The following is a 20,862-nucleotide window of genomic DNA, read 5'->3' on the forward strand; positions in this document are numbered from 1 at the left end:
TTATAGGACCGCTGACGACAAAAACCGTGGTATCTTCTGTCACGCTGACTGGAGAACCGCGGTCGTCGACCGACGGCGGGCCGCCGTGAGCGGGCGACGGGCGCGCCGCCCGTCCAGCGTGAGGCGGTCGGGTCTTACATGAAGTCCGCGATCCCGCTCTGTTTGTTCTTGTCGTTCTCGAAGACGCTCTCGATGGACTTCTTCAGCACCTCGAGGCGCTGTTTCGTGTACGGTCGGCAGTCGTACTCCTCGGCGACTCTGATCGCCGGCTCCATGTACTTGTTCACGGACCCCTGGTGGACCGTGAGGTTCACGCGGCCGCCACAGTCGCGGCAGTCCCCCGTCAGCGGCACGCGCCGGTACTTCGTGCCGCAGTCGAGACAGCGCGTCTCCTGTCTCGAGAACGCACGCAAATTACCGATCAGATCGGGGAGGAAGTGGTACTCGATGACGCGCTCGGCGACGTCGGTCTCGTCGACCGCACGGAGCTTCCGCGCGAGTTCGAGCTGGGCGTCCATCTTCTCCATCATCGAGCCGAGCGTCTTGTACGCCGAGAGGTCCGGCCCCAGGGCGATGTTCGAGGTGTCGTGGCTGTGTTCGAAGCCGTGGTACTCGTGGTCGGTGTCGAGCGTCTCCTCGGCGATCGTGATGTCGACGGACTCGGGGTCGGCCAGCTCCAGCGAGGCGAGGTAGAACTCCCGGGGATACTCGCGGACGATGTCGACGTTGTGCGCCTCGTCGTCGATCTCGGTCGGGTCGATGCGCGAGGACATCACGAGCGGGGCGTCCATGCTCCCCCCACGCTTGTCGGGGAGGAACTCCTTCGAGAAGTTGAGCAGACCGTCCATGAGGAGCATGACGCAGTCCTCGTCGCCGTCGCAGTTCCGCCGCTTCGCCGCGTGGAAGTACGGGTGGGCGTATCCCACCGCCGCCGAGGTGAAGCCGACGACGCGGCCGACGACGGCCGCAGAAGTGTGAGGAGCCATCCCGAAGACGAGTTCGCCGACGAGGTCCTCGCGCTCGTCGACCCCGTAGAACGGCGGGAGGTCGTAGAACTTCGTGAGGAGGTCGTCGACGAAGTCGGCGGTCTTGAGCATGTGCTCGGCCGCGCCGTCGGAGAGGACGACATCCTGCACCTTCAGCTCGACCAGCTGGTCGTCGAACCGGAGCGGATCGCCGTCGACGTCCGTCTCGTAACCCAGTTCGCGCAGGTCGGCGGCCGAGACGTCCAGTTCGGCGGGGCGGACGGCCGTGACGGGCAGGTCCGTCATGTCGTAGCGGACGGTGCCGTCCTTGAACGAGGTGACACCGTGTTTCGCCCGGAGGACGCCCTTCTGGATGGGTTCGGGCGTCTTGTTCGACGACATCAACCCCTTGACACCCTTGAGGATGTCGAACGACGACTCGCGCTCGCCGACGTCCGCGAGCGCCGCGTCGAGTTCTTTTTTGAGCGCGACCGACTGCCACCCGGCCGCGGTGACGTCGCGGTCGCACCGGGTGCAGTGGACCCGCCCGGCGTCGTCGGGTTCAACGACCTGTCCGCAGTCGTCACACTCGTAGTGTGGCTCCGTGTGGGTCGCGCACTCGGGACAGCGCGACTTGTACGTGTGCCCCCCACAGCCCGGACACAGCCGACGGCCGAGCTGGACGTCGACGCGACCGCGGCGGCCGTCGTCGCTCCGTTTCCGTGCCGCGGCGCTCACGTCGCGCTGACTGCCGCCCGCCTCCGAGATCGGGAACAGCGTGTGGACCGCCGGCGAGAGGTCGCGGCTCTCCGACTTCTCGGGACGGCCCATCCGGGCACCGATGCGGGTCGGTGCCCGCTCGCGGATCCGGAAGGGAGCCACCTCGTTGACCGCCGCGACCGCGTTGTCGCCGTCGGCCCACGTCCGGGCCTCGGCCGAGAGCGTCTCCCAGGTCCGCTCCAGGTCGGGCGAGAAGCCCAGCGACCGGACGAACAGCCCCCACGTCGGCACGCGGAGTTCCTCGTCGGTCTGTCGGTGTTCGACGAGGAGCGACTCGAACACCCGCGTCGTCGACTCCGTGCGCGGGAGGACGAGCACGCCGCCGAGGTCGGTTCCGTCCGGCTGGAGGGCGACGCCACCGTCGGTCGTCGCCGCGTCGTCCGCGCTCGTCGATTCGACGTGGCCGGCGTCGACGGCGTCGGCGAGCGCCTCGAACTCCTCGACGGAGACGTCGTGCCACAGATACGTGTACGCCGGGTGGAGTGGGCAGTCGTAGTCGGTCGCCCACGCGAACGCCTCCGCCTCCGTGGGGTTCGCGAGGTCGACGTGCGGGTCGTCCTCGAGCGCCTGGAGGTCCCCGCCCGCGTGGGCGAAGTCCTGTCGCCACCACTCCACGGTGTAGGAGGCGGGTGCGAGCGGGTGGTTGTTCTCGACGAACTCGCCGTAGTTGACGAGGTATTCGCCGAGGTCGAGGATGGCCTCGACACCGTTTCTGATCGCGAGCGCCTCGGCGGGGTCGTCGATGCGGCGGACGTCGCCGTTCGCCAGTCGCACGGTCGGTCCTTCGATGGAGTCGACCGGGACGACACCGGCAGCCTTGCCCGGCCGTTCGGTCTTGATCTGCGTGCCGGTCGCGAGGAAGTCGTCGACGAGGTGCATCGTCGCGGGGTGGACGCCTGCAGTGGCGAAGCCGTGGTTGCGGGCGCGACCGTACCGGAGGCGGAACCCACCGGACATGGACGGATGCCCGAAGACCGGACGGCCGGCGATGAGGTCGCGGAGGAACTTCGTCGCGGGTTCGACCCGGGGCGGACCCGCCGGTTCGTCGTCGGCCGCGTGGTCGTCGTCGGTCGCATCGTCGGGGTCGGCCTCCGCCGAGTCGGGCTCCGCGTCGTCGTCGCCGATGGTGCCGTCGATGAGGTCCTGCAGCCACGGCCAGTCGACCTCGTCGAGTTTGCGGGTGTAGCGCTGGATCTTCGGCGCTTTCAGCGCGATCCCCTCCGCCAGGACGAGACACATCCCGCCGCGGGGGTTGTTGGTGTCGACGCGCTCGAGGTCTCGATACCCCGAAACCTCCTCGTCGCCCGTCGCCTCGCCGTCGAGCATGATCGGCATGTTGCGCGCGATGAAGCGCGTCTCCTTGTCCTTCGGCGAGTACTGCAGCCCTGTGTCCTTGTCGTAGAGGGTGACCTCCTCGACGTAGCGTTCGACCTCCTCGGTGCGGGCCTTGTACTCGTCGATGTCGAGGAGCGTCCGGGCGTAGTCGGCCACGAGCACCGAGAGCGCCTGGGCGGTGCCGCCCGCCGAGCGGATGGGACCGGCGTAGTAGACGTTGACGAACTCGGAGCCGTCGTCGTTGTTCAACACCTCGACCCGGTCGATCCCCTCGATCGGTGCGGCGACGACCCCCTCCGTGAGGAGCGCCACCGCCGTCCGGACGGCCCCCTCGATCTTCCCTGCTTTGGATTCGTACTCCCCCACGCTTCCCTCGACGAAGTCGGTGACGAGCGCCAGCGCGGCCTCCTCGCGGGACATCTCCGCTTCGAGCTCGCGGACGCGCTCGGCCACGCCGGAGATCTCGAGGATGTTCTCGACGCGGTCGGCCATGTCCTTCGCGACGGGGATCTCGACGTCGACCTGCGGATCCCACCCCTGCGACCGGGCCGCCTCGGCGCGCTCGAACGCCTCGTCGAGCCGGGACTCGATGCGCTCGAAGTAGCGTTCGTCTTCGGCTCTCATCCGTCCACTCCGCTCACAGCCAGAGGTCCAGGTCGGTCACCGCGTCGTGTTCGCGCTCGAGCGGCTCCTCGAACGCCCGGAGGTACACCTCGCCGGCGAAGACCGTGCCGGCGTTGAGGTGGCCCGCGAGCGACTGTCCCGAGGGGCGCGAGAACACCGCGTGCGTGTGGGCGAACGGTTCGCCGTCGAGGAGCGCGACGTTGCCGACGCAGGCGGCGACCTCGAGTGGCTCGTCGAACCGGACGGACTGGTACTCCGTCTCCGTCTGGTCGTAGAACCAGATCTCGGCGTCCTGGACGGCACCCATCGCGGTGAACCACGCCGACTCGATCCCCTCGCGCGCGGCGAACTCCTCGATCTCCTCGCGCCAGTCGCTCCCGTGCTCGAGCGAACAGAGGAACTCGCGCGTCGGGGTGACCTCCCGGTAGTTCATGCTGACAGGGTGACGGGGTGAGGGCAAAAGTCTTGACGCTCGCGGAGTCGGTGATGGGGTCGGAGACGGCCCGCTTCCCTGGCCGGTCGCACGCGAGGACGGTAAGCGTCGCCCGACCACGGGCGATCCCCAGTCACAGCGCGTCGAGGACCTGCGTCCCGCTCACCTCCCTCGTGGCTTGCCACCTCGTCGGCCCCGGCGCGTCGCGCGAGCGACTCGCGCAGTCTCGTCGGCGACGCCGACGTGCAGTTCGGTGCCGTGAGGTCGAGGGATCAGAACAGTGCGTCGACCACGCCGGCGTCTCCGAGCGAGGTGACGCCGACGACGTCGGTGACCACGTCGTGTAGGAAACGCTGTGGAGGACGAAACCCGATCGAGTCGGCGTGAACCGTCGTGCGAACTCTGCCGCCGGCCGCGACACCGACCCCCGAGCGAGTCACCGGCCACGGACCGGCGACAGTGCGGGGAACCCACCCACAGCCGACCCTACCGACTCCATCCACAGCCGACACCAGGGTCGGAAGTTTTTGGTCCAGCTTTTTCTGGCTCGACCGCGGCTCCGCCGCGTGTCGAGCCCCGAAAAAGGTGGGGGTTCAGCGCCACTCCGGAAGCGCCGATGCCTCCTCGAGTCGGACTGCCATCCACGCGTCGTCGCAGGTTACGTCCGCGATAATGAACTGCGACCGACCGGGGGCAGAGTCCACCGAGGCCATGACCTCGGTGCTCGAGGCGTCGACGGGAGTGGTCGCATCCGTCATGTTTGGTACGAGGTGACACTCACATATAAACGCGTCGATGTATCGAGTAGAATCTGCCCAAACGGGGACGAGTTTCCAGACAAGCACTCGTATATCTATCGAAGCTTTATCTGAATCTAAACAAATTTACGGTGTACTCGGCTACTCGTCTATTTCGCCCGGGGTGAGGCGGTGATCGGTCGGCCGGACGACGAGGCACGGTGGGTGGAACGTGAACCGGTCCGCTCCACCTGGTCGACGGACACCAGCCACCGGATGCGCCGACACGGGAGCGACGGTCGAGACACCCGATCGATCGGTGGGGTGCAGATCGATCGGTGGGGTGCAGCGAGACGACCCCGTCGGCGCGAAAGCCGAACCGGGCGGGTCTCGGTCTGTAGCAGAGGCATATCGCTTCGCAGAGTACAAGAGGAGGGGGCCTGTAAGCGGGGGTATGAACGTAGCCGACGCGATGACTCCACGGTCGGAGGTGGTCACGGTGGAACTGCCCGGCACCCGTGACGACGTTCTGACCTACCTCCAGGAACGTGGCTTCTCCTCGGTTCCCGTGATCAAGCAGACCGACGACGGGGAGGAGTACCGCGGGCTCATCTCCCGGGAGGATCTCATCGAACACCCGGACGAGGACCAGCTCGCGCTCTTGCTCCGGGAGGTCCCGACGACGTCGCCCGAGGCGACGGTCGAAGAGGTCGCCAAGCTGATGGTCGACGCCGGGACGCGGCGCGTCCCCGTCGTCGACGGAGAGCTCGTCGGCATCATCACCGTGACCGACGTCGTCCACGCCATCGCCAGCGGGGAGGCCGACGGTGACGCCGCGGTCGGTGAGCTGGCGGCGAAGGACGTCAACACGACCTACGTCGGCACCCCCCTGACGGTGGCCGAGCGCGAGCTCTACTACGCCAACGTCCCCTACGCCGTGGTGCTCGACGACGACGGCCGGATGTGCGGCATCCTCACGGAGGTCGACATCATCGAGGTCGCGCGCGTGGTCGAGGGCGAGGACGACACGGGCGACTCCATCGCCAACCAGGACAACGACTGGATGTGGGAGGGGATCAAGGCGGTCGGCAACCGCTACATCCCGACCCGGAACGTCGAGATCCCCGCCGAGCCGGTCGAGACGTTCATGACGACCGACCTCGTGACCGTCTCGCGGACGCGCACGGCGAACGACGCCGCGAAGATGATGATCTCGAACGACATCGAGCAGATCCCGCTCGTGAGCGGCGACGAACTCGTCGGCGTCGTGAGAGACATCAATCTGCTGGAGGCGCTCTGACGATGCCGGCGTCCGAGGGCGAGAAGATCGCCGAACTCGCCAAGCGGCGTGGCTTCTTCTTCGGTGCTGCCGGTGCCTACGGCGGGGTGGGTGGCTTCTACACGTACGGCCCGCAGGGCGCCTCGCTCAAACGCAACGTCGAGGACGCCTGGCGCGAGCGCTTCGCCGTCCAGGAGGGTAACCTCGAGATCGACGGGCCCACGGTGATGCCCGAACCCGTCTTCGAGGCGTCGGGCCACCTCGACGGCTTCGACGACATGCTCGTCGAGTGTCCCGGCTGTGGGGAGTCCCACCGCGCCGACCACCTGATCGAGGACTCGACGGGCATCGAGGAGGCCGAATCCATGCCCATCGAAGAGGTCGAGGCGCTGATCGCCGAACACGACCTGGCGTGTCCGAACTGCGGTACTCCCCTGAAAGGCGAGGCGGTCGAGGAGTTCAACCTCATGTTCGAGACCACGATCGGTCCGGGGTCGTCGACGCCGGGCTATCTCCGCCCGGAGACGGCCCAGGGCATCTTCGTCGAATTCCCTCGGCTGAAGGAGTACGCCCGGAACCGGCTGCCCTTCGGCGTCACCCAGATCGGCCGCGCCTACCGCAACGAGATCTCCCCCCGCAAGAGCCTCGTCCGCACGCGGGAGTTCACCCAGGCCGAACTGGAACAGTTCGTCGACCCCGAACGCGACGAACCGGAGCTCGCCGCCGTCGCAGACATCGAGGTGCGGCTCTACCCCGCGACCGAACAGACCGCAGACGACGGGGAGATCGTCGAGACGACGATCGGTGCGGCCGTCGAAGACGGGGTGATCGCCAACGCGTGGATCGGCTACTACCTCGGCATCGCCTACGAGTGGTACGAGTCGGTGGGAGTGGACATGGACCGGTTCCGGTTCCGCCAGCACCTCTCGGGCGAGCGCGCTCACTACGCCGCCGACTGCTGGGACGCCGAGGCGGAGGTCGACGGCGACTGGATCGAGATCGCCGGCTTCGCCTACCGGGGCGACTACGACCTCTCGAAACACGCCGAACACGCCGACGACGACTTCACCGTCTTCCGGCAGTACGACGAGCCGAAGACGGTCGAGACGGCCGTCGTCGACCCCGACATGAGCGTCCTCGGTCCCGAGTTCGGTGGGGCTGCCGCGGGGGTCGCCGACGCCTTGCAGCGGCTGGCCGAGCGCGAACCAGCGGCGTTCGAGGGGGAGGAAGTCACCGTCGAGGTCGGTGACAGCGAGTACTCCGTCCCCACGGCGGTGGCGAACTTCCGGATCGAAGAGCAGACCGAGTCCGGCGAACACGTCACGCCACACGTCGTCGAGCCCTCCTTCGGCGTGGACAGAACGGTGTACACCCTCGTCGCCCACGGGATGCGCGAGGACGAAGTCGACGGCGAGACGCGGACGTACCTCGACCTCTCGCCGACCGTGGCCCCGACGGACGTGGGCGTCTTCCCGCTGGTCTCGAACGTGGACTACCTGATCGAGCACGCGGAGACGGTCGCTGCGGACCTCCGTGGGGCCGGCTTTTCGGTGGCGTACGACGACTCCGGCAGCATCGGCCGGCGCTACCGCCGGCAGGACGAGGTCGGCACACCGTTCTGCGTGACGGTCGACCGCGACGGCCTCGAAGGAGACGGGCCCGACTCCGTGACCGTCCGCGAGCGCGACTCGGCCGCACAGGTCCGCGTCCCCGTCGACGACCTCGTCTCCGTCCTGCTGGACCTCCGGGGTGGCGTTCGAACGTTCGACGACGTCCTCGACGAGTACGACGCCGTCTCCACGAGCGCCGAAGCGTAGAGAGAAGACGTGAGCGAACTCCAGCGGCGTCTCGTCCACGCCAGCGGGAGCCTCCTGCCGCTTTCGTACCTCGTCGGGCTCCTCCCGTGGGGCGCAGTCGTCGGCCTGTTCGTCGTCGGAGCCGTGGTGGCGACGGTGCTGGAGATCCTCAGACTCGGTGTCGGTCTCGACTGGGCCATCTACGACCGGCTCACCCGCGACTACGAACAGGACAACCCGGCGGGATACGCGCTGTACATGTACAGCATGGCCCTCGTCGCGCTGGTCTTCTCGCCCCCCGTGGCGGTCTCGGGCATGCTCATGCTCGCCATCGGCGACCCGATCTCGGGGTTGATGGGTTCGCGGAGCGTCGGCGAGGTGAAGCGGGTGACGACGCTCCTCGCCATGTTCGGGGTCTGTCTCGCGCTCGCGCTCGTGGCGTTCGTCGCAGAGGGCGTCGGGCCGCGTTCTGTCGTGGTCGCCGCAGGCGTCGCGGGCGCGGCGGGCGCGACCGTCGCCGACGGGGTGAAGCCAGTCGTCGCGGGCTACGTCGTCGACGACAACCTCTCGATCCCACCGGTTGCGTGCGGGGCGATGTGGGTCGTGTTGTGGGCGGTCCGGTGAGCGTGTCGGGTTTCTCGACCGTCTGAGAGGAACGGAATACGGCAGACGGGGCGCGTCTCGGTCGCAGCGTTCTCTCGTGCTCGTGCGTGGTGGGCGCCACACGTGGAGAGCTGCTCCACAGGGGACTTATTCCACTCCACACAGGTGGATAGCGTAATGTCTGAAACGAACGACGAGCTCGTCTCGTCAGTCTCGGAACTCGCTGTCGCGATCCCGAACGCGGGCGAACTGACAGCTAAAGACCTCTCTGATGGGTTGCGCTCCCAGTTCGACGACGCGACGGTCATCGGACTGGGCGAGTCCTAGCATGGCACCCAGGAGTTCTTCGACTTGCGGTTCGGACTCATCCGCCTCCTCGTCGAGGAGTTCGGCGTTCGGGCAGTCGGGTTCGAGGCCCCTTTCGATCCGCTGCACCGGATAGACGATCTCGTCGCCGCTGGCGAGGGCAACATCCGACACCTCGTCGCGGAGATAGACATCTATCATCCGATCAAAAGCGAGACCATGGTCGAGCTCTTCGAGTGGCTGCAGTCGTTCAACATGTCGCGGCCGCCCGAAGACCGAGTCCACGTCTACGGGTTCGATATGACCATCATCGAGGCTGCGACCAACGAGATCGGGCCGTATCTGGAGCAGGTCGGTGCCGATGTCGACGCGTCGCTCCACGAGGACCTCGACACCACGACGAGCGGTTACGGCTCCGACGACGAGCGCCAGGCGCTGCTCGAATGCGCACGGCGGGTACACGCGACGCTAGAGCCGATGTTCGACGCAAACGAGTCGGCGTGGGTCGACGCGATATCGCGCCGGGCGTACGAACACGTCCGACACCGACTCCACCTCGTCGACCGCCAGATCAAGGCCCACGAGCGTGACTATGAGGGGCGGATGGCACTGCGAGACGAGACAATGGCCGAGAACGTCGAGTGGATTCACCGTCGCTCGATGAGCCCGGTGATCATCTGGGGAGCCAACAGTCATCTCAACCGCGGCAGACACGTCCTGGCCGGTGCTGGATGGGATGTGGACGTGCAATCGATGGGCGAGTGGCTCGCCGACGCGTACGGAGAGAGCTATTGTCCGGTCGGATTCGAACTCGGTGGCGGGAGAGTGAGCGCGCTGGACGGCGAGACCGGAGACGTCGTCGACTACTCTATCCCTGACCCACCGTCGGCATCGATCCCCGACGTGTTTCGGCAGGTCGGCGAGCCGCTGTTTTACGTGTCGATCGACGGCCTCTACGACGCCCCGTCGACCCGGAAGTGGCTTCGGAAGCGACCAGGGCGACACAACATCTGGGGCGGTCATCCTGACGGCGACAGTCCTGTCCACTACGTCCCCTCGGACCTCAGCGAGTTTGACTGGGTCTTCTTCGTCCGCGAGACGTCCCCGCTCGTCTACCTGGACAGAGGCCAGAGATAGCGCGTCTCCGGTATCGTGCCGCTGTGTGCAGGTAGACGGAGACAGGAAACGCGCCCGGCAGATACGATCCGAACGTCCGGGTTCATTCAGAGCGAGCGTCCCGAAGCGAACAACCGGATAGTGCGGAACCCACACTCTGTGCGCAGCAGACCGACGAACAGTCGGCGTTCGAGCAGTTCGAGGGAGTCGCGAGTATTTATTAACCACTCGGCCGAAGCCCGCTCATGACCGTCTACGAGAGCGACCTCCCCGGCGTGGGCAAGAAACACGAGATCGAACTCGGCGACGGTTCGCGGCTCGTCGTCGTGACCCACAACACGGGCAAGCGCGAGGTGTTCCGCCGACCCGACCCCGACGCCGACTCCGAGAAACTGTTCGAGCTCCCCGACCAGCTCGCCCGACAGGTCGGAACCATCCTCGAGGGGGCGTACTTCCAGCCGGTCCGTTCGCGGAGCATCGAGACGCTGCTGGGGGGCGATACGCTCATCGAGTGGGTCGAGGTGCCGGAGAACTCACCGCTCGCTGGACAGACGCTCGGGGAGACGGACCTGCGGCAGGAGACGGGAGCGAACGTGATCATCGTCCAGCGGGGCGATCTCACCATCACTAACCCCGGAGGGGACACCGAGATTCGGGCCGGCGACACGCTTCTGGCGGTCGGTCCACGGGAGGCCTGCCGGACGTTCCAGTCGGTCGTGACAGACACGAACCAGACGGAGTAAGATGGTCGAGTTCTCCCTGCTAGAACTCGGCGAACTGTTCGTCACGGTCGCCATCGCGGGGGCGATCGGCGCGCGGTTCGGGATCTCCGTGATCCCGCTGTACGTCGTCGGCGGCATGCTCGCCAGCCCGTTCGTCGCCGGGCGGCTCGGGGCTCCGTACGTCCTGCCGGGCGAGGCGCTCACGCTCCTCGCCGAAGTCGGGATCGTCCTCCTCCTCTTTTTCCTGGGGCTGGAGTTCAGCCTCGACCGCCTGCTCGCCGCGCGGACGAACATCACCCGCTCGGGCCTCATCGACATCGCCGTCAACCTCCCCGTCGGGATCGCCATCGGCCTCCTCCTCGGGTGGTCGATCGTCGAGGCCCTCCTGCTCGGCGGGATCGTCTACATCTCCTCCAGCGCGATCATCACGAAGTCGCTCATCGACCTCGGCTGGATCGCCAACGCCGAGTCCGAACCCATCCTGGGGACGCTCGTCTTCGAGGACCTCGTCATCGCCGTCTACCTCGCGATCGTCACCTCGCTGGTGCTCGGTGGCGACGGGGTCGGCTCGCTCGGACGGAGTCTCGCGATCGCCTTCGGCTTTCTGGGTGCGCTCCTGATCGTGGTCCAGTACGGGACGCGCTTTTTCACTCGACTGCTCGACGTCGACACCCCCGAGCCGTTCGTGCTCCGGACGCTCGGCGTACTGATCCCGGTCGCGGGGTTCGCGCTCTCGATCGGCGTGAGCGAGGCCGTCGCGGCCTTCTTCGTCGGGATGGGGTTCTCGACGACCGAACACCGCGAGCGGATCGAGCGGCGGCTCGTCGGCATCCGCGACGTGTTCGCCGCCGTGTTCTTCTTCTGGATCGGCGTCAACACCGACCCCCGGCTCGTCGTCGCCGCGGCCGTCCCGCTGGCGATCGCGGTAGTGGTCACCACGCCAACGAAAATCGTCTCGGGATACTACGGCGGGCGCGTCTACGACCTCCCGCCGAAACGGTCGCTCCGGGTCGGAGTCGGGATGGTCTCGAGAGGGGAGTTCTCGCTCGTCATCGCGGCGCTCGCGGCGGGTGGCACCGGGCGAGTGATGACCGAGCTCATCCCGGCGTTCGCCGTCGGCTACGTGCTCGTGATGAGCATCCTCGGCACCGTGCTGATGGGCGAATCCGACCGGCTCGAACGGCTGGTGTTCCGTGACGGCTCGACGGTGAGCGAGTAGCGCAGAGCCGGGGACAGCGGACGGGAGACGGGCGAAACGAGCGAGATGGACGAGACGGTCGACGTCGGCGTGGCGTCCAACGGGCGAGGGGAGACGCGTGGAGCGATGTGAGAGAGACGGTGCAGGCAGCGGACGGCGACCGAAGAGACGGCACGACCGGGCGCGACCGCACGGACGCGGTGCGCAGCGAGCAGCCACCGTCCTCCCCAGCCGACTGCGGTGCTCACCGCTCACGTCGTTCGCGGTTGCGCTCCTCGTCCCTCGCGCGGCGGGACGACCGGCGTCGTCCCGGCCACGCCACCGCAGGGCTGGTCGGCGCGCGGGAGCGAGCGAGCACCGCGAGTGAGCGACTCGTGCGAGGGCCTCGGCCGGGCTCCGTCCCGGCCGTACCGGCTGGGGAGGAAGAGGCTCCGTCGCGCACCGTGTCCGTCGCCGTATGGCCCTGATGTCCGACGCTCGATTGCCCGAACGAGCCACTGTCCCGATGTCCGACGCTGGTGATCGCCCACAACAAGACCACTCACACCGCGAACAGCAGGAACCGGACGCTCACGAAGACGAAATACGCGATCACGAGCCACGCCCCCTCGCGGCGGCGGACGACCCACCCCTCCCGGCGAGCCACGACCAGGAGGGCGACGCCGACGAGGAGTTTGAACGGGAGGTCCCACCGGATCACCGACGGGGGGACGGCGTACGTCGAGATGGCTCCTCCGAGACCGAACCCCACCAGCGGGTTGACGACGTTCGAGCCGACGAGGGTGCCGAGCGCGAGCTCGGGCGTCTTTCGTCTGAGCGACTCGACGACCGTCGTGAGTTCCGGGAGCGCGGCCGCGAGCCCGATCGTGACGACACCGACCATCGACCCGTTCAGCCCGAGCGTGACCACCAGGTCGTCGACCACCCGGAGGACGACGAACGCGCTCGCGAGGACGAGGAGGAAGCCGACGAACGCGCGGGCGGCGTCGCGTTTCGGTCGCGTGCTGGCGGATTTCGGGAGCGGTTCGGTCTTCCCGTGCGTCGAGACGGTCCAGTAGGCGTACACGGCGAACGCGACGAGGAGCGCGAGGCCGTCGAGCCGGGAGACGCGGCCGTCGAACGAGACGACGAGCGTGAGGCCGAACGCGGCGAGCATGGGGTAGTACGTCGCACGGCGGAACGCCTCGGAGAGCGTGACGCGGCCGAACCCCACGAGGAAGAGGCCGACGAGGAGCGTCTGCTGGACCGTCGACGACCCCATGTTCCCGCCCAGGACGGTCGCGCTCGCCACGACCGGGTCCAGCGTTCCCGAGACGATGCCCAACGAGGCCACGAAGTGCGAGCCGAGTTCGGGCAGGCTGGTCCCGACGGCGACCAGGGTCGAGGCGACGACGGCGTCGGGGACATCGTAGTGTCGCGCCAGCGCGATGAGGCTGTCGACGGTCGCACCGGCGGCCTTGACGAGCACGGCGAGCGCTCCGGCCGCGAGGAGCAACGAACCGAGGAGCTCGGGCGTCAGTGGCGCGGTCGTCATCGTGTGGTCGACCGCTCGACGCGAACCAACCTGACGCTTGTGGTGACAGATTCCCGTCGACGCCGCCTTCGACGACCCGACGGCGGACGTCCGCGAGTCGCTGGCGGGTCGACAGGTGACCGACGAGATGCGAGATCAGCTGGTCGCGCTCGGCGACTACTGAACCGTGGTCTCGTCAGACCACGCGGTCGCGTCCGTCGAACGTGTTCCGGGGGCGTCCTCGACGACCGCGCGGGCGGTGCGTTCGCCGCTGACGAGACACATTGGCATCCCGATGCCGGGGGTCGTGTACGCCCCCGTGTAATAGAGTCCGTCCGGGCCGGCGCGCCGGTCGGGACGGAACGGGCCCGTCTGGAAGAGGGTGTGGGCGAGTCCGAGCGCCGTCCCCTGCGGGTCGCCGTAGCGGTCGGCGAACTCGCTCACACAGGCGGACTCTTCGACGACGATCCGGCCGCGGAGGTCCACGCCCGTCCGTTCGGCGAGGGCGCCGAGGACGAACTCGCGGTAGCGGTCGCGCATATCGGGTCCGTCGTCGAGACCGGGCGCGATGGGGACGAGGACGACCACCGCGTGGTGGCCGTCGGGTGCGACGCCGTCGTCGGTCTTCGACGCCACCGACAGGTAGTACGCCGGGTCCTCGGGCCAGGCCGGACGGTCGAAGATGCGCTCGAAGTGCGCCGACCAGTCGGTGGGGAGGACGAGCGAGTGGTGGGCGAGCGGGTCGACGTCGCCCTCGACGCCGAGATACAGCATGAACGCCGACGGGGCGTACGTCCGGTCGTCCCACGCCTGCGGGGAGCGCTCTCGCGCGTCGGGCGGGAGGAGTTCCCGCTCCGTGTACGCCGGGTTGGCGTTGCTGACGACGACGTCGGCGTGTTCGACGCCGGCGTCGGTCTCGAGCGTGAACGCCCCCCGGTGGCCGCGGACGGCCTGCACCTCGACGCCCGTCTCGATCGTCGCGCCCTGCTCGCGGGCCACTCGCGCGAGCGCGTCGACGACGCCCGCGATACCCCCCTCGGGGTAGAACACGTTCTGGTTCAGATCGACGTGGCTCATGATGCTGTAGAGCGCGGGGGTGTTCGTCGGGGAGCCACCGAGGAACACCAGCGTGTACTCGAGGAGCTGGCGGAGTTTCGGGTGTTCGACGTAGCGCGAGACGTAGTCGTCCATGCTCCCGAACAGCCGGGCGCGGGTGAGCATCGGAAGGAGGTCGGTGTCGACATAGTCGCGGAGGCGGTCCCGACCCGGGTAGACGACCCGCTCCATGGCCAGTTCGTAGTTCCGCTCGGCGGCCGCGAGGTAGCGGTCGAGGGCCTCGCCGGCCCCCGGCTCGTACGACTCGAACAGCTCGTGGACGTTCCGCCGCTTCGGCTCGACCGTCGCGCGGTCGCCGTCCTTCCAGAACACCCGGTACTGCGGGTCGAGCCGTTCGAGGTCGTAGTACTCCTCGGGCGTGCGGTCGAAGTGGCCGAAGAACCGCTCGAAGACGTCCGGCATCAGATACCACGACGGTCCCGTGTCGAAGCGGAACCCGTCTCGTTCGAGCACGCCGGCGTGCCCACCGACCCGGTCGTGCCGTTCGAGCAGTCGGACGTCGGCCCCGGCGCGGGCGAGATACGCGGCCGTCGACAGGCCGCCGAAGCCGCCGCCGACGACCAGGACGCTCGTGTCGTCGGACAGGACCTCACGCATGGACGCGACTAGCGACCCGGGTGATAAGACACCGGCAGCCGTTCCCAGATCCCTGGAACGCGAATCCTCGTTTATGAACGGCTCGTCCCTAGAACCGAGACGACGCGTATGAGCACGCCAGACCTCGGGACGGTCCGACGGTGGCACCGGCAGGCCGACGCACACCCCTCGCTCGTGCTGTCGCGAGCCGCCCTCGTCGCGCTGGCGATCGGCTTCGGCTTCGTGGGTGTCGCCGGGATAGACGTGCCGCTGGAAGCACAGATGGTCGTCTACCTCATGGGAATGGTCGCGCTCAATCTCCCGCACGGCGGCTACGAACACTTCGAGAACCTCCGACGGCGGCGGCCGACGTTTCGCTGGCGGTACGTCGCCGCCTACCTCGGCGTCATCGCGGGGTTCGTCGGCCTCTTCCTCCTGGCACCGGTCGCCGGGCTCGCGCTGGCGCTCTGTGTCGCGATGGCGAAGGGCGGCATCGGCGGCCTCCACGTGATGGACGCGACGACGGGGACTGACCACCTCGAGACGTGCGTCCAGCGCGCGCTCGCCGTCGCCGTGCGCGGTGGTGCGGTGATGCTCGTCCCCATCGTGTTCTGGCCGGAGACGTTCCACGCGTTCAGCGCCCTGATGGTCGGCCTCGTCGACCCCGGCGGTCTCGCGCCCTACGCCGCGTTCTTCGACGTGACTCGTCCCCTGATCGCCGGAGGGTACGGCCTCGCCCTCGCGACCCACGTCGGCCTCGGCTACCTGCGGGGAGGGGGACGGTCGTGGCTCGTCGACGCCGGCGAGTCGCTCCTCCTCGCGGCGTACTTCGCCGCCGTGCCGGTCCTCGTGGCCGTCGGGCTCTACTTCCCGTTCTGGTACTCGGCCCGTCAGGTCGCGCGGACCCAGACGGTAGACGACTTCGACGGCGGCGGCGAGGGCTGGGACCTCGTCGGCGGCGAGTCGGCCTCGACCGTGGCACTGCGGGCGTGGCTGGTCCTGATCGCCGGCGCGCTCGCCACCTTCTCCGTGCTCGCCGCGGTCTACTGGGCGTTCCCCAACCCGCTGGCCGGGAGTTCGCTCCTGCCGGGGGCCGTCGCGTTCTGGAGCGTCTTCATCAGCATCGTCGCCCTCCCGCACGTCGTCGTCGGGTCGATGCTGGACCGAGAGCGAGGGATCTGGTACGTGCCGTAAGGGTGGTCGAGAGCCGCTCCACGAAACACCAGTGCCGGCGGATCGCAGGACCGAGACGTGCCGCGTCGTCCGCGGGTGGCAGCCGGAGACGAACCGTCGGAAAGAACGTGCGAGTGGCGGCACCAGTTAGCCCGTTCGAGCGGTCGGGTACGGTTTCCAACCGTCGAGCCCCACCGGAAATCCGACGGGGACAGTTTCCTCGTCAGTACTGTGGGTCGAAGTCGAGGTCCTCGTTCGCGAACGTGTACGACCTGATACCGGACTCCGCACAGTACGACTCGAGTTCCGATGGCGGGACGTACGCCCGGCCGTTCGAGTGCTCGTCGAGCTGGTGCTGGAAGACGACGGTGATCTCCTGATCGCCGTCCCGCTCGTCACCGGCCGCGACGACGACCGCCAGGTCCGGATCGCTGTAGTCCGGTTTGATGACGTAATCCCCCGGTGTGAAGGGGTACTCGGCGGGAGAGAGGTTGGAGTGCTTGTACGTGTAGAGTGTGACGCCCTGGTCGTCGCAGTAGGAGGCTAGCTTCGCCGGGTGTATCTCGCGCCAGTTTCCGGGTCCTGCGTCGAGCGTGCTCGGAAAGGCGACGCTGACCGCCTCACCGTCCATCGACTGCCCGTAAAGACTGACGTCCTTCTCGGGGGGGAGGACCTCTACGACGATGGCCACCGACGCGTCGTCGTCATCCGGTTTTACGACACGGTCGCCGGGGGCGAACGGGTTCTCCGGCTGCTGATTCAGATGGACCGTGTTCGGGCCCAACTCGTGCAACTCGTTCATCGAGCGCACGGCGAGGTGTGCCAGTTTCTCCGGCTCCTCGCCCGAGTACGCGTCCTGCGTTCGGACCTTCGATTCGAGCGTTTCAGTCCGTTCCCACCCGAGGAGGATGAGCGCGTCCTCGTTGTCACGACGCCAGACCATCACGACGATATCGTCGTCCGGGTCGCTGTCGAGAAGGTTCTCAGGACGGAACGAAGAGACGTCACGAGACGTCTTCACGTCGACCGCGTAGCCGAAGACCTCGAAGTCGTGGCCACAGAAGCTCTCCGGGTTGCACCGACGGATGGCTTCCTCGTTCTTCCACTCCCACAGTTCGACCGGGAGGTACTCGCGACAGAACTGCTCGAAGGCGAGTTCACCGAGGTTGCCGGCGCGTTTCGCGTCCAGGTGGTCCGAACCCTGGATGACCGCCTGGTGGTGGGCGCGTTCCCTGTCGATCTCGTCCGGCGTGTACAGGTACACTGAAGCTAGGAGTTCGATCAGAGATAACAGTCTTTCCGCGGAGATACACTGTTTGATAATCGAACGTCCCGACGAGGAGCCGGTAGCCGTGCCGCACCGACGACGTACTCCTCGGCGGCGGCGAGGACCGAGTCGTTGACGAAGACGGTTCCGTCAGGCCGCCCGGATCGCGTCCAGCACCGCCTCGTAGTCCGGTTCGTTCGTCGGGTCGTCGGCCACCCACTCGTAGACGACCGCTCCCTCGTCGTCGAGGACGAACACCGCGCGGTTGGCGATGCCGTAGAGCCCGAGACCCGGGGCGTCGAGGCCGACCCCGTACGCCCCGATGGCCGCCTCGCCCATGTCGCTCACGAGATCGAAGCCGAGGTCGTACTCCTCGGCGAACGCCCCGAGCGTGAACGGCGAGTCGGCGCTGACGCCGAACAGCGTGGCGCCGGCGGCCTCGATCTCGTCGGCGTGTTCTTCGAACGTGACCATCTCGTTCGTGCAGACCGGCGTGAACGCGCCCGGGAAGAACGCCAGCACCACCGGCCCGGAGCCGAGGTGGTCGGACAGGTCGAACGGTTCCGGCTCGTCGCTGCCGAGCGTCGCGGTGAACGTCGGCGCGGAGTTGCCTTCGAGTGACATAGACCGCAGTACGCCGGGAGCGGTATAAAGTGTTTCTTCGATTATATTTTTGGGTCGTGGAGGTGTCGGACAGCCCCGGCCGGTCCGGACGGTGAAGCGATTCCGGAACGGGGCGTTCCGCGACGGACGGCACCTGACGTCATCCCGAGAACAGCGAGTTGTGCACGGGCGCGTAGTCGCTCCCGTTGTCTTCCTCGGGAGCCGTATCGTGGACCGCCGTCCCGTCGACCCCCTCGGCGAGGAAGTCTCGCAAGGGCGGGCCGACCTTCTCGGGTTCGACGAGGAACGCGTCGTGGCCGTGGTCGGAGTCGACGACGTGGTGCGCGACCGGGACGTCCACACTTCGAAACGCCTCGGCCATCTCCTCGCTCTGCTCGACGGTGAAGTGCCAGTCACCCGTGAAGGAGAGCAACAGTGCCTCGCCCCCGAAGGCGGCGACGGCGGCGGCGTCGGACTCGTACCCCTCGGCGAGGTCGTAGTCGTCCATCGCCCGCGTCAGGTAGAGGTAGGAGTTGGCGTCGAATCTCTTCGTAAACTTCTCGGCCTGGTAGTCGAGGTACGACTCGACGTCCCGGTAGGGGAAGAAGGAAGCGGCGGGGTCGACGGGGAAGGTGTCGCGGATGGCGTCCCTACCCGCGGAGCGACGTCCGAACTTCTGTTGCATGGAGTCCTTCGAGAGGTACATCACGTGGCCGATCTGCCGGGCGAGCGCGAGACCGTCTCGCGGCGGCTCACCGCCGTAGTAGTCGCCGCCGTCCCAGTTCGGGTCGGTCGTGATGGCACGACGGGCGATGGCGTCGAGCGCGAGACACTGCGGGTCGAGCCGCGCGGCGGCGGCGACCGGGACGATCCGCTCGACGTCGTCGGGGTACGCCACCGCCCAGTCGAGGACGTTCATTCCTCCGACCGAGCCGCCGACGACGGCGTGGAGCCGACCGACGCCGAGTTCGTCGAGGAGCGCGCGCTGGGCGTGCGTCCAGTCGCGCACCGTGACGGGGGGGAAGTCGGTCCCCCACGGCTCGCCGTCCGGTCCCTCGCTCGGGGGACCGTCGGTTCCGTAACAGGAGCCGGGGACGTTCGCACACACCACGTAGTACTCCTTCGTGTCGACGGCCTTGCCGGGGCCGACGATGTCGTCCCACCACGCACGGGCCTGTCCCGCGGTCCCCTTGGTCTGCCGCCCCGAGACGTGCTGACTGCCGGTGAGTGCGTGACAGACGAGGACGGCGTTCGAGCCATCGAACTCGCCGTACGTCTCGTAGGCGACGGTGAAGTCGTCGATGACGTCGCCGCACGCGAACTCGAACCGGCCGATCGACCGGCGGTCGCGGGTGGTCACGAACGGTCCGCCTCCGCGTCCCTACCGTCCCTGCCGTCCCCGTTCGGCACGGTGGCGAGCCCCCGTTCGAGATCCGCGACGATGTCGTCGGGGTCCTCGATCCCGACCGACAGGCGGAGCATGTCGGGAGCGACTCCCGCGGCGCGCTGTTCGTCGGCCGAGAGCTGGGCGTGCGTCGTCGACGCGGGGTGGATGATCAGCGTCTTCGCGTCGCCGATGTTCGCGAGGAACGACGCGAGTTCGACCGACTCACAGAGGGCCTTGGCCGTCTCGTACCCACCCGCGAGGCCGAACGTCACCATCCCGCCGTAGCCGCCCTCGAGGTACCGCGTAGCGAGATCGTGCGTCTCGTGGCGCTCCAGTCCCGGATACGACACCCACGCGACGGCCGGATGCGCGTCGAGGAAGTCGGCGACGTGGGCGGCGTTCTCGCAGTGTTTCTCCATCCGCAGCGGGAGGGTCTCGATCCCCTGGAGCGTCACCCAGGCGTCGAACGGCGACTGCTGGTTCCCCAGCGAGCGGACGGCGCGCTGGCGGGCGCATTCGGCGAACGCACGGTCGCCGAACCTCTCGGAGAAGTCGACGCCGAACGCGGGGTTCTCCCCCGAGAGTTCGGGGTACTTGTCCGTCGCGCTCCACGGGAAGGTGCCGCCGTCGACGAGGATCCCGCCGACGGTCGTCCCCGAGCCGTGGAGCCACTTCGTGGTCGACTCCCAGACGACGTCCGCACCGTGTTCGAGTGGGCGACAGAGCGAGGGCGTCGCGAAGGTGTTGTCCACCACGAGCGGCGTTTCGTTCGCGTGGGCGACGTCCGCGATGGCCGCGAAGTCGGGCGTCCGGAGCGAGGGGTTGGCGATGGTCTCGACGTGGACGTACGCCGTTCGCTCGTCGACGGCCGCCTCGTACGCCGAGACGTCGAGCGTGTCGACGACGCGGCACTCGATCCCCCGCCTCGACGCCATCTTCGAGAGGTACGTCGCGGTGCCGCCGTACATGTCGGCGGCGGCGACGACGTTGTCGCCGCTCTCCGCGAGAACGCTCGTCGCGGAGTCGAGCGCGGCCATCCCCGCCGCGGTGGCGACGGCGTCCGTGCCGCCCTCGAGATCGGCCATCCGTCGTTCGAGGACGCGCGTCGTGGGGTTCGCGATGCGCGAGTAGACGTACCCCTCGGCCTCCAGCGCGTAGAGGTCCGCCGCGTAGTCGGCGTCGTCGAAGACGTAGGAGGTGGTCTGATAGATCGGTGGTGCGCGGGCACCCGTCGCCGGATCCGGATCCTGGCCGGCGTGGAGGCTCCGGGTGTGGAAGCCACGGGTCATGTATACTACGCATATTTCTCGAATTCCTTATAACCCGCAGTTAC

General features: G+C 67.8%; 17 protein-coding genes. 8 read left to right on the forward strand and 9 right to left on the reverse strand.

Annotated features, from left to right (window positions below; genetic code table 11):
• Positions 1 to 134: 134 nt before the first annotated feature.
• The 3 genes from FZP69_RS00405 to FZP69_RS22210 form a co-directional block, all read right to left on the reverse strand.
• Entirely contained in the window at positions 135 to 3,704 is a 3,570-nt protein-coding gene (locus FZP69_RS00405) for a DNA polymerase II large subunit (RefSeq protein WP_152039427.1), read from the reverse strand.
• Positions 3,705 to 3,717: 13 nt separating this feature from the next.
• The gene (locus FZP69_RS00410) at positions 3,718 to 4,137 is read right to left on the reverse strand and encodes a PPC domain-containing DNA-binding protein (protein ID WP_152039428.1); all 420 of its coding nucleotides are present in this window, start codon (positions 4,135 to 4,137) and stop codon (positions 3,718 to 3,720) included.
• A gap of 593 nt (positions 4,138 to 4,730) precedes the next feature.
• Positions 4,731 to 4,895 (reverse strand): DUF7556 family protein, encoded by a 165-nt coding sequence (locus FZP69_RS22210; protein ID WP_192918403.1) that lies wholly within the window; start codon positions 4,893 to 4,895, stop codon positions 4,731 to 4,733.
• A gap of 433 nt (positions 4,896 to 5,328) precedes the next feature.
• Between FZP69_RS22210 and FZP69_RS00415 the strand changes: the two genes are divergently transcribed.
• The 7 genes from FZP69_RS00415 (at position 5,329) to FZP69_RS00440 (ending at position 11,915) form a co-directional block, all read left to right on the forward strand.
• Positions 5,329 to 6,174, forward strand: a complete 846-nt coding sequence (locus FZP69_RS00415) for a CBS domain-containing protein (protein WP_152039429.1) — start codon at positions 5,329 to 5,331, stop codon at positions 6,172 to 6,174.
• 2 nt (positions 6,175 to 6,176) lie between these two features.
• Positions 6,177 to 7,970 (forward strand): glycine--tRNA ligase, encoded by a 1,794-nt coding sequence (gene glyS / locus FZP69_RS00420; RefSeq protein ID WP_152039430.1) that lies wholly within the window; start codon positions 6,177 to 6,179, stop codon positions 7,968 to 7,970.
• Between the two features lie 9 nt (positions 7,971 to 7,979).
• A complete protein-coding gene (locus tag FZP69_RS00425; protein ID WP_152039431.1) occupies positions 7,980 to 8,573 on the forward strand; it encodes a dolichol kinase in 594 nt (197 codons plus the stop codon).
• Positions 8,574 to 8,729: 156 nt separating this feature from the next.
• Positions 8,730 to 8,879, forward strand: a complete 150-nt coding sequence (locus tag FZP69_RS22215) for a hypothetical protein (protein WP_192918404.1) — start codon at positions 8,730 to 8,732, stop codon at positions 8,877 to 8,879.
• A gap of 24 nt (positions 8,880 to 8,903) precedes the next feature.
• Positions 8,904 to 9,995 carry an erythromycin esterase family protein gene (locus FZP69_RS00430; RefSeq protein WP_152039432.1) on the forward strand — a complete coding sequence of 364 codons (1,092 nt, stop codon included), beginning with the start codon at positions 8,904 to 8,906 and terminating at the stop codon, positions 9,993 to 9,995.
• Positions 9,996 to 10,219: 224 nt separating this feature from the next.
• Positions 10,220 to 10,717: a cation:proton antiporter regulatory subunit gene (locus FZP69_RS00435; RefSeq protein WP_152039433.1), complete on the forward strand. Its 498-nt coding sequence runs from the start codon at positions 10,220 to 10,222 to the stop codon at positions 10,715 to 10,717.
• Position 10,718: 1 nt separating this feature from the next.
• Positions 10,719 to 11,915: a cation:proton antiporter gene (locus FZP69_RS00440; RefSeq protein ID WP_152039434.1), complete on the forward strand. Its 1,197-nt coding sequence runs from the start codon at positions 10,719 to 10,721 to the stop codon at positions 11,913 to 11,915.
• A gap of 520 nt (positions 11,916 to 12,435) precedes the next feature.
• On the opposite strand, the gene FZP69_RS00445 is transcribed toward FZP69_RS00440, so the two are convergent.
• Both FZP69_RS00445 and FZP69_RS00450 read right to left on the reverse strand, forming a co-directional pair.
• Entirely contained in the window at positions 12,436 to 13,428 is a 993-nt protein-coding gene (locus FZP69_RS00445; RefSeq protein WP_152039435.1) for a sodium:calcium antiporter, read from the reverse strand.
• Positions 13,429 to 13,584: 156 nt separating this feature from the next.
• Positions 13,585 to 15,120, reverse strand: a complete 1,536-nt coding sequence (locus FZP69_RS00450) for a phytoene desaturase family protein (protein WP_152039436.1) — start codon at positions 15,118 to 15,120, stop codon at positions 13,585 to 13,587.
• A gap of 108 nt (positions 15,121 to 15,228) precedes the next feature.
• Between FZP69_RS00450 and FZP69_RS00455 the strand changes: the two genes are divergently transcribed.
• Positions 15,229 to 16,293, forward strand: coding sequence for a Brp/Blh family beta-carotene 15,15'-dioxygenase (locus FZP69_RS00455; RefSeq protein ID WP_152039437.1), 1,065 nt, complete (start codon positions 15,229 to 15,231; stop codon positions 16,291 to 16,293).
• A 202-nt stretch (positions 16,294 to 16,495) separates the two neighbouring features.
• On the opposite strand, the gene FZP69_RS00460 is transcribed toward FZP69_RS00455, so the two are convergent.
• From FZP69_RS00460 to FZP69_RS00475, 4 genes are all read right to left on the reverse strand, one after another.
• On the reverse strand, positions 16,496 to 17,536 hold the full coding sequence (locus tag FZP69_RS00460; protein ID WP_152039438.1) for a hypothetical protein: 1,041 nt from the start codon (positions 17,534 to 17,536) through the stop codon (positions 16,496 to 16,498).
• Positions 17,537 to 17,689: 153 nt separating this feature from the next.
• Positions 17,690 to 18,163, reverse strand: coding sequence for a redoxin domain-containing protein (locus FZP69_RS00465; RefSeq protein WP_152039439.1), 474 nt, complete (start codon positions 18,161 to 18,163; stop codon positions 17,690 to 17,692).
• Positions 18,164 to 18,302: 139 nt separating this feature from the next.
• Positions 18,303 to 19,502, reverse strand: coding sequence for a homoserine O-acetyltransferase MetX (gene metX, locus FZP69_RS00470; RefSeq protein ID WP_152039440.1), 1,200 nt, complete (start codon positions 19,500 to 19,502; stop codon positions 18,303 to 18,305).
• Positions 19,499 to 20,818: an O-acetylhomoserine aminocarboxypropyltransferase/cysteine synthase family protein gene (locus FZP69_RS00475; RefSeq protein ID WP_152039441.1), complete on the reverse strand. Its 1,320-nt coding sequence runs from the start codon at positions 20,816 to 20,818 to the stop codon at positions 19,499 to 19,501. Before FZP69_RS00475 ends, metX begins: the two co-directional genes overlap by 4 nt.
• Between the last annotated feature and the right edge of the window lie 44 nt (positions 20,819 to 20,862).

The sequence above is a fragment of the Salinigranum salinum genome (assembly GCF_009176545.1).
Lineage (GTDB): Archaea > Halobacteriota > Halobacteria > Halobacteriales > Haloferacaceae > Salinigranum > Salinigranum salinum.